This window comes from Pseudomonas sp. Je.1.5.c (genome assembly GCF_051129895.1).
Taxonomy (GTDB): domain Bacteria; phylum Pseudomonadota; class Gammaproteobacteria; order Pseudomonadales; family Pseudomonadaceae; genus Aquipseudomonas; species Aquipseudomonas urmiensis.
This window is the reverse complement of record NZ_JBCPSP010000001.1, coordinates 377,050-383,258: the sequence shown is the minus strand read 5'-3', so window position 1 is coordinate 383,258 and position 6,209 is coordinate 377,050. Positions and strand designations below refer to the sequence as shown.

Below are 6,209 nucleotides of genomic sequence, written 5' to 3'. Positions count from 1 at the left end.
TCTGCGATGGCATCGATGGCGGCAAAGACGCCGCCAACCCCTGGCAAGACCGAGCCAACGGTGTGGATGGTGTTCCAGCCGACGGTGTCGTTGGTCATGCGCAGCAGCCACTGGTCGAGCTTCTTCAAGCTGAAGTCGACGTCGCTCTGGTGCAGGGTGTTGGCCGGGACCAGCGCCACTTCGCGGTGAGTTGAAGGGGCGGCGCTCATCGGCTGTGCTCCGTGGCCGAGCGGGCGGCTGGGAGAAGGCCGAGTACCGTGTTAGTGGTGGAGGGGCGTGTTTTTGCTGCCAATGGCACTGCGTTGCTCAGTGCTGCTGTGGCAAAGCTCGGTGTGGTTGTGAGCGCAGCGACCTTGCTCATCGACACGACTTCATTGATGAGGGGCTGAGCAAGCCTAGGCGTTTCCACCGGCAGCTGGTCAGCCAGAGCAGGGCGATTGAGTTCGTCAACAAAGCCTGGCGTCGTCCACACATCGGTTTGGTCTAGCCCAAACAGTACGCTCGCAGGGCCTGGTGCCACACCGTCGATTTGTGCATGCCCTTTGTTGTCGAGCGAGCCTTTGAATACCTTGCCCAGCGCATCCTCGACCCGGTATGTGCTGCCCTCGAAACTGTGCGTGTTGGCGTAGCGTTGAAACAATTGCAAATTCCCTTTGCCCGTCGTGAGTTCCTCTGGAAACGCCGCCGCCTCACTCTTCGCGCCCTGGTACACGAAGTCGCTGGCATGGGCGCTATACACCCCACTGGTGGCGTGGCTGATGCCGCCAGCGTTGTAGGTGGTGCTGCTGCCGGCGGCCTGGATCACCAGCTCTTCCTTGGCACTGAGGGTGATGCGCTCGGCCGTGACGCTGACCTTGAGCTTGGCCAGCAGGTTGATGTTGTCTTTCAGGGCGCGGATATCGATGTCGCCGGAGGCGGCGACCAGGCGCCAACCAAGGCTCTGCACGAAGCTGCGCATGCCCCGGCTGGCACTGACCAACAGGCGCTTGCCGATGGCCAGGCTGGTGTGGCCGCCACTGCTCAAGGCCAGGTGTTCGCCGCTGGCAATGTGGGTGGACCCAGGCGTTGAGGTGGCGATGCCGGCCGGGCTGGCCATGACCAGTTGCGGGGTGTCCAGTTCGGTGCGGGCACCACTGCCGTTGATGGCCTGATGCTGGTCGTGCAGGGCCTTGGCGACGTCATCCTGATCGCCTGCCTCTTGGGCCAGGTGATCACGTGCGAGGGCGTAGAACGTTTCGTGGTACTGCTGGGCAACGCCCAGGCGTTCGGCGGTTTCGGCCAGGTCGGTCTGGTGCTCGCAGGCGTTGCGCCGGGGCTCGGTGGTCAATAGCAATCCGGCGCCGGCGCGTACCACGCCGTGGCCATCGCTGCGTAGCTCGAAACCTTCGCCGCGTGGTTGACCGCCCAGGGGGCGAGGGTGGGTCAGATAGCCCAGGTGCAGGGCCGAGGCCTGGTGGTCGCTCATCAGCGTGGCACTGATTTGCCCTTCGGTATCGTCCAGGCGCAGCTCGTTGTGGCGTTGGCCTTTGTGCTCCTTGCTGCGGATCGGGCTCAGCGCCTTGAAATCGGGCAACTTGTACGGCGGCCGGTTGACCGCATGGTAGCTACGGCCAATCACCAGCGGCTGGTCGCCATCGCCATCGAGAAAGGCCACCACCACTTCCTGGCCCACCCGTGGAATCGCCATATGGCCCCAACCGGCGCCAGCCCACTGCTGAGCCACCCGCACCCAACAGGAACTATGGCCATCCTCGCGACCTTGGCGGTCCCACGGAAACTGCAAGCGCACCCGACCGTGCTCGTCGCAGAAGATCTCCTCGTTGCTCGGGCCAACCACATGGGCGATCTGTGGCCCGTCGATGCGCGGCTTGGCCAGCAGCGGCGCTTTCCAGTCGACGCTGTCGGGGATCAGCTCAGCGGTGAAGCTGTAGCGGGTGCCGACTTCGGCACCTGCCGCTTCTTCCTCCAGGCTGGTGTGTTGCACGCCTTCATGCCGCATGCTCACCGCGCGCCAGCCACTGTTCAGGCTCTCGCGTGGGTGGCCGGTGAGGGTGAAGGCAAGGCCAGGGACAATCCGCGCATCGTCGCCCATGACCGTGGCTGTGCGCGCATCACGGCGCAGCGCCTTGAGGCGGGTCTGGGTGAAGGGCAGGCCGGCTTCATCACGCTTGTAGCGCCCGGGTGCGTCATAGCGTTCATAGCGTGGGTGCTGGTGTTCGAGGCCTTGGGCCTGGACGCTGTGCTGCTGGTCGTAGCGGGGGTGTTTGAAACTGTAGTCGCGCTGGGTCTGGCTGCTGCTGCGCAGCTGCTCGCGGTAGCTGAAGCGGCGCAGTGCCGGCTGCGGCTGGTCGCCGCCGGGGTTAGGCTGATAGAGCACTGGCGCGCCTTCGATGGCGCCGAGGGTCATGATTCGGTCGGTGTAGATCAATGCATGCGCGCTGGCACTGTGCCGGAAGACCGACAGCAGGCCTTCTTCGGCGGCCAGGCGTTGATAGAAGTCCAGGTCCAGCTCGCCCACTTGGACGCAGTACTCGCGCGGTTGATGGGGGCAGGTCAGGCGTTGCTCGGCACTGAGCCGGTAGCGCGACTGCAATTGCTCATCGAGGATCTGCGTCACGCTGCGGTGCTGGAACACTTGCCAGTCCGAGCGCAGCTGGGCGCGGGCCAGTTGCGGAACGACTTCGGCGCTGTAGCGGGTGCGCCGCTGACCGCTGCTGCCTTGCTCGAAGCGGCTGATGATGCCGTGCACATGGCGCACTGCTTCGCCGTGGCTCCACACGGTCAGGCAGGCGGGCAGGTCGAGCAGTTGCGCAAAATCGATATCGGGGTCGTCGCTGACCAGTTCGATCTGCAACGAAAAGCACTCGGAGATCGCTTCGCTAAGCGTGAAGCTGACGACATCGAAGGCGATGTCGTTCGCGCAACTGAAGGTAAAGCGCACATCCTGCTGTGTGGGCATTCGGGCTTCCTGCATCGCCGATCCATGGGCCAGGATGAGCCCCGCAGGGGCAGGGCATCCGTTTGGGCTCGATGGTGCAAGGAAGCGCTTCTCGGTCAAAAGCAGACCGGTCTGATGCGAGCGTGGGAAATTTCTCTAAATGCGGCTATCGCGACCGCTGCCGCGACTAGCGGTGCACGCTGGCCTGGCTGTTGCTGGCGATTAGCGAGGCGCCGCAGGCGGTTTTCATGCCGTCCAGGGCGACCGGCGTGCCATTGACCGAATAGGTGGGGCTACCTTCGATGATGGGAAAGCTGCCCTTGCACAAGGGGCAGGCCACCAGGTTGCCTTTGCCCGCCATTGGCCGGCCATTGAGATGGGTGTGGGGGATCGATTCGATCACGCTGCCGCCGTGATCGGTCTTGTCGCCCAGGCGCACTATCGCTTTCATGGGGCACTCTCCTACGCAGTGAAGTGGGGTTATCGGACCAGGATGTCACTCAAGGCCTGCAAGACTTCTTGGGTGCTGCGCTGCAACCGCCAGGACAACACCCCGTACACCGCCGTGCAGACGCCGCAGAGCACCACCCAAGGTGTCCACCAGGGCCATTGCCGGTTCATGCGGTAATGGCGTGGGGCGAGGTTGTCCAGCGGCTTGGTCAGCTGTTCAGGCAGCGGTCCGCGCAGCGCTCGCAGGGTGTGCTGCAGGCGGCTGATCAAGGCTTGCAGGGTGTTGCTGCCATCGGCCTGGATGGCGTACTGGCCCTTGTAGCCAAGGCACAGACAGAGGTACATGAACAGCAGGACATCGGCGTACTTGCTCGGCTCGAGCAGCATGCGGTCGAGCAAGGCAAAGAACTTGGCGCCACCCCAGGTTTCGTTGTGCAGGCAGCTGAGCATCGGATCACTGCCCCAGACCGACTGCTGGCCCCACGGGGTGGTCAGGACCGCCTCATCGACGAATACGCACAGGCAATAGCTGAAGGCCGAGAGGGTGGTTGGGTCATAGTGGAGCTGGCCAAGCTCTTGCAGGATGGCGGTTATCTGAAGCTTGACGTCGCCATGCAACTGGGCGATGTCGTCGAAGCTATGGCTGTGGCGCAGCCGTATCACCAGCCCAAGCAGGGGCATGCTGGCATCGGTCAGCGGGTTGTAGCTGCTGCCGCGCAGCTCGAAATCGATGCGGTCGATGACGTGGCTGCGAGCGCGTCGGCCGCCGTGCCAGCCGGTGTTCGCCTGCTCGATGTGTTCGAAGCGGTTGCTCGGCGCTGCCGGTGGAGATTGCATCAGTTGCCTCCTTTTCAGAGCGTGACTTGTCGGCCAACACGGGCCGGCCAGCTGTAGTGCTCATTGCTACGGGTGTTGATGATGTCCAGCTTGTGGAACGACTGTGGGCTGGCGTAAAGCGTGAAGAAGTACGACAGCACGCTGCCGAACAGGTACAGCTCGCCGTCGCTGTCGAACGGGCTTGGATCGACGCGCAGCGTGGTGTTCAGGCCGCGCACGGGTACACCTTTGAACAGCCAGTCCAGCGGCCGCGTGTCGGCCTGTTCGATGGCTTGCAGGCGGGCGCGGGTGGCGCGCTGTTTGGGCAGGTCGGTGAGGCCGGCAAAGTCGTAGCTGGCCAGCACTGCGCGCAAGCCTTCGGCGCAGTTCAGCGACAGGCTGTTGAGCGACAGGTTCGACAGTAATTGCCAGTGCAGCTGGCCATCCAGGAGCGGCGGCAGGCTTTGGGTCGGGCGGGTGATATTGCTGAAGTTGGCAAAAGCCGGGGTGGATTGGCTGGGGCGATCGATCTCACCGATGCCCAGCTGGCTGGGCAGCTGGCCGTGGGTGCAGGTCATTTCAATACTGAGGACATCGCGGTTGCCGCGCCAGGCTTTGCCGTCACGCTGGAGCAAGCGCAGGATTCGCTGGCTTTGATCCTTGCTCGGGATGAGCTCGACGACTTCCTGGTAGTAGGGGCGGGCCTCCTCCTCAGCCAGTGCCGCGGGGTGGTCGAGGCTTTCGAATGGCTGTAGATCGTACAGCCACTGTTTTTTCGTTTGGCCCTGGTCATTTTCGTAGCGGCATGCGCTAACCCGGTCGACGCAAAATACCTCGCCTGGGGTCTGGTTTACCCCGGGCGGCTGCAACAGCATCGAGCTGTCCTGGCCGTCGAGGGGGGTGGCGTCGACGGTATGTTGGAATTGATTGATCGCGGGTGTGCAGTACAGGGCCAGATCTTCTAGGCGCAGATCACAGCCTGCGGGTAAGGGTTTATGGAATGTAAATTGGAAACTGACCTGCTCAGTTGGGTAATCCGGTAGATAGGCAGCCAGCTCATTTAATCTGAATGCCCAGAAGCGCTGCGGGAAATGAAAGTACTCCTGCAGTAGGCGATAGCCATCCAGCTCTGCCCGAGGGCTGGGTAATAGTGCCTCCTCTGGCGTAAAGCCTGGGAAGTCGATGATGTTCGGCGGCAGGCTGAGGATCTTGTCATTGATGACGATACTGATGCGCCGTAGGTGCTGACTAAGCCAAAGATAGAGCGTTTGTGCAGCGATCGGCTCACCGATCAGTTGCACGCTGAAGTTGTCGCAGCCTGAATGCTTGAGCGCCAGCTCAGTCAGTGATTGCAACTCGATGCGCAGGATTGAACTGTCAGGCCGGTGTTCGGTAGTGACGGCTGTTAGTTGCAGGGGGTGGATCGCCACCTGCGTGCAGGTGCGAAACTCACATGACACGCCCTCAACCTGGGATGAGAACAATCGAGTGCCCTTGGCGATGGGTTGACGTTCGCTGATGGCCTTGGCGATAGGTTCGAATCGCACCAAGGTCAGGCTAGGCACGGGCCGCAGGTAATTGGGCCAGAGCACCTGCAGCAGTGGGTGGGTGGTTTCTGGCAGGTCGTCATCGAGCTTGCGCCGCAACTGGGTGGTCAGGAACGCGAAGCCTTCGAAGAGCCGCTCGATGCTTTCATCGCCTGATTCGTTATCCAGAAACTGGGCGAGCCTGGGGTCGTCCTGAGCGAAGTCATGCGCCAGCGCTCGAAGAAAAGCCAGCTCGGATTGATAGTCGCTTTTGAAAGTCATGGGCGTGCTCGTTGCGGCGGCTTGATAAATGGCAAGTTCAATGGGTATGCATAATGGAACTAGGGTTTTACATTGCTGGGTAACTTGTAGGAAGTTTCTTACTTTTTGTATGGGCTGGCAGTTAAATAGCGTTTGATGCTACTCGCCCATTTACGCTGTGGCTGTTATCAATATGTAAGGGAATATGTTTTTTTGTC

5 protein-coding genes are annotated in these 6,209 nt (G+C 61.9%); all 5 read right to left on the bottom strand.

Annotated features, from left to right (window positions below):
* Positions 1-209: hypothetical protein (locus AAZU54_RS01930; RefSeq protein ID WP_434726436.1), on the bottom strand; the 209-nt coding region annotated here is incomplete at its 3' end.
* Positions 206-2,959: a type VI secretion system Vgr family protein gene (locus AAZU54_RS01925; RefSeq protein WP_434726435.1), complete on the bottom strand. Its 2,754-nt coding sequence runs from the start codon at positions 2,957-2,959 to the stop codon at positions 206-208. The genes AAZU54_RS01925 and AAZU54_RS01930, both read right to left, overlap by 4 nt.
* Before the next feature lie 166 nt (positions 2,960-3,125).
* Positions 3,126-3,389, bottom strand: coding sequence for a PAAR domain-containing protein (locus tag AAZU54_RS01920; protein ID WP_186557246.1), 264 nt, complete (start codon positions 3,387-3,389; stop codon positions 3,126-3,128).
* A gap of 29 nt (positions 3,390-3,418) precedes the next feature.
* Complete coding sequence (gene icmH / locus AAZU54_RS01915) at positions 3,419-4,225, bottom strand: type IVB secretion system protein IcmH/DotU (RefSeq protein ID WP_186557245.1); 807 nt, start codon at positions 4,223-4,225, stop codon at positions 3,419-3,421.
* A gap of 14 nt (positions 4,226-4,239) precedes the next feature.
* Positions 4,240-6,012, bottom strand: coding sequence for a type VI secretion system baseplate subunit TssF (gene tssF / locus AAZU54_RS01910; RefSeq protein WP_312153300.1), 1,773 nt, complete (start codon positions 6,010-6,012; stop codon positions 4,240-4,242).
* Positions 6,013-6,209: the final 197 nt, after the last annotated feature.